This window comes from Helicobacter sp. MIT 03-1616, from assembly GCF_000765685.2.
GTDB classification, from domain to species: Bacteria; Campylobacterota; Campylobacteria; order Campylobacterales; family Helicobacteraceae; genus Helicobacter_C; species Helicobacter_C typhlonius.
Window position 1 is genome coordinate 1 of record NZ_JROY02000025.1, and the last position, 2,679, is coordinate 2,679.

A 2,679-nucleotide genomic window follows, 5' to 3' on the forward strand; every position below is an offset into this window, starting at 1 on the left:
GCAAAAGACTTTGTAGAATCTGCTTCAAATGTCAATCTTACTCACGCACAAGAGCTTACCCTACAAAAGAATCACAATGTCAAACCAAAGGATAAAAAATATTACACATTTTATCTTAGTCAATCGCTTTTACAAGAAGTAGAGACATTTTTAAATGAATTTGGCGTAAGAGGTGAAACAAAAGGCTCACTCATTGAGGATTCTTTAAGATTTTATCTATCCTACAAACAAGAGCTTTTAGCCAAAGAGCTAGAAGATAAACTTAAGAAACTAAAAAATAAATCCAGCACTCAAAAGTCTTAAAATCTCCTTGCATAGCTTTATCTTTTCTTTTTAGATTCTATTGTCAATTTTGCTTTAGTTTCTATTGCAGATTCTAATATCACAAGTTTATGTGATTGTGCTTTAGTAGTATAAGAATCTCTATTATCTTGCATAGCTTTATGTGCGAGATTGAGAGTAGTTACAATAGATTCGCTAAATTGTGATTGTGGTGCATTTGGAATAGGATTTAAAGCAATATTATGCTTGTGTAAAGTCCTTTCACACACTTGTTGTTCTTTTAAAAGAAAGTTACATTTTTTATGCAGATAGGCTATGCGCTTTATATCTTTATGTTCAATCGCTAAAGACTGCTCTAAATCCTCTTTTGTAAGGGCTAAATGTGCATTAATATCTATCATTCTTTGCTTTATGGCTTGGAGTAAGCTTTGCGCGTTACATTCAAGAGTATCTATGCACTCTTTCTTCTTAGATTCTAAGGCATTGTTTTGTGGAAAAGTAAGTGTAGAGACAATATGCTTATAATGCAAGAGATGTGATAGCTTTTTACTTAAAGCAAAGGCATTACTTTTATGATTGTAGTTTGTAGCTTCTGCAATAATTCCACTGCTCATTTTCTCTATATTTTCTCCTAGAGTATGTTCAAATTGTGCTATATCTCTTTTAAAGTGTTTGAGTGTATCTATCACATCAAGAGGCAAGTATCGCTCATATGACTTAAACGAGCTAAGAATAGACTTCTTTTTGTTAAGCAAGGTAAAATGATGTGAAAAGCTTTTATAAGTATCCTCCCAATCTAAAAATCTTTTCATATGTTCCCTTAAAACATTAGCTTTGCGCTCATTTTTATTCATTTGATTTTTTGCGCGAGAAAGTTCATCAAAGAGGAGTAATCTTTTTTCTTTAAGTTGAGTAGGATTAATGCCTTTAGATTCTAGCTCTTTAATCTTTTTTTCTACATTCTTTAAATGTCTTGAAGTTTGCCACATTTCTTGCTTTAAGATTTCATTAGCAGAATAAAGAGATTTGATTTTAGCATTAAGGCTATTAATAGCTTTTTTATAAGTAGCAAAGAATCTTACATCTTGCTCTATACTATCATCTTTATTAGCATTACTTGTGTTAAATTTATCTAAGTTTTCAAGTTTAGAATCTAAATGTTGGCGCAAAAAATCTCTATTTACCTTGACATCGTTGCTATAATCTAACTTTCCATTTGAAAGAACAAACAAGTTTTGTTTAAAATCCTCACGCAAACTATCATAAAATGCTGCACATTCTTGCTTAGAGTTGAAGTGAAGTTTTTTCTTTGAAAAGATGTTTGTCTTATTAATGATGATATGAATATGTGGCTTGTTTTGATGAGCGTGAGGGACAAGAATATATTTATACTCTGCAAAATGACTCTGCAAAGTATTTTGAGCAGATTGTAAGAGTATTTCCATAATGGTAGGAGAGTGTATTTCATTGAGAGAAAAGACTAAATGCAAGGCTTCATTTGTGTTTTTGTTTGATGAAAAATCTTTTTGCCAATCTTTTAGAATCTCATCTACTCCTACAAAGTTACCAAGATAATCAATCGCACATTTTTTATGCTGTGATAAAAGCTCTGTATGAAAGTCCATATCATCAAAAATATTCATAGATTCTTGATAGCTCTTTTCAATGGTATAACTTAGAGCATTATGCAAGTGTGTTCTTTTCATATTGCCAATATTTTTGATGATAATCTTATTTCTATGATGAGTGTGAGAAGTAGAAGAATGACTACTAGATTGAGTGAAATAATTTATAAAAGCATTATGCACTTTAGCTTGATAAACTTCAGGAGTTTTTCTGGCTTTTTTAAAAGAAATATATTCAAAAAGTTTTTCATCTTCTTTTATCTTTTCTAAAGGCACATCAATAACAATATCATTCATAAAAAAATCCTTTGGTTCTAACCAAAGAAAACTACAAAAATACAAAACTTCACTCAAAGGATTCTAGCAAAATTTTATAAAGACTTTTGACTTTTTTTCTGCAAAAAAATCATAAAAAAATATCCCTTAAATATGCTTCAAAAATAAGAAAAAATGTAAATGTGCAGGATAACCCTTTTTATGTGCATAAAAAGATAAAGAATGCCTTATGCAAGGGGCTTTGAGATAGGTAAAATGCCAAAAAGTCATTTTTTGCAAGAATTTGAGCTTAAATTTTTGCAAAAATGATAAAAAAGTAATCACATATCATAGAACAAAATCATCTCTTAACTTCATAGCAAAATTTATAAACTTAAAGTGCAAAAAGAATCTATAATTTCATATCAACTTTGCTTCAAATTCAATACAAAATCATAGACTAACAATTTCACTTAAATTGAATACAACTTTGCCACAAACTTAAGAGCATTTCAAG

The 2,679-nt window shown here is 29.7% G+C and carries 2 protein-coding genes; one reads left to right on the forward strand and one right to left on the reverse strand.

The features are described from left to right. A partial coding sequence (locus tag LS67_RS09700) for a hypothetical protein (RefSeq protein WP_052099962.1) occupies positions 1–303 on the forward strand: 303 nt, incomplete at its 5' end. A 17-nt stretch (positions 304–320) separates the two neighbouring features. On the opposite strand, the gene LS67_RS09400 is transcribed toward LS67_RS09700, so the two are convergent. Further along, complete coding sequence (locus LS67_RS09400; protein ID WP_138109726.1) at positions 321–2,204, reverse strand: relaxase/mobilization nuclease domain-containing protein; 1,884 nt, start codon at positions 2,202–2,204, stop codon at positions 321–323. Positions 2,205–2,679 lie beyond the last annotated feature (475 nt).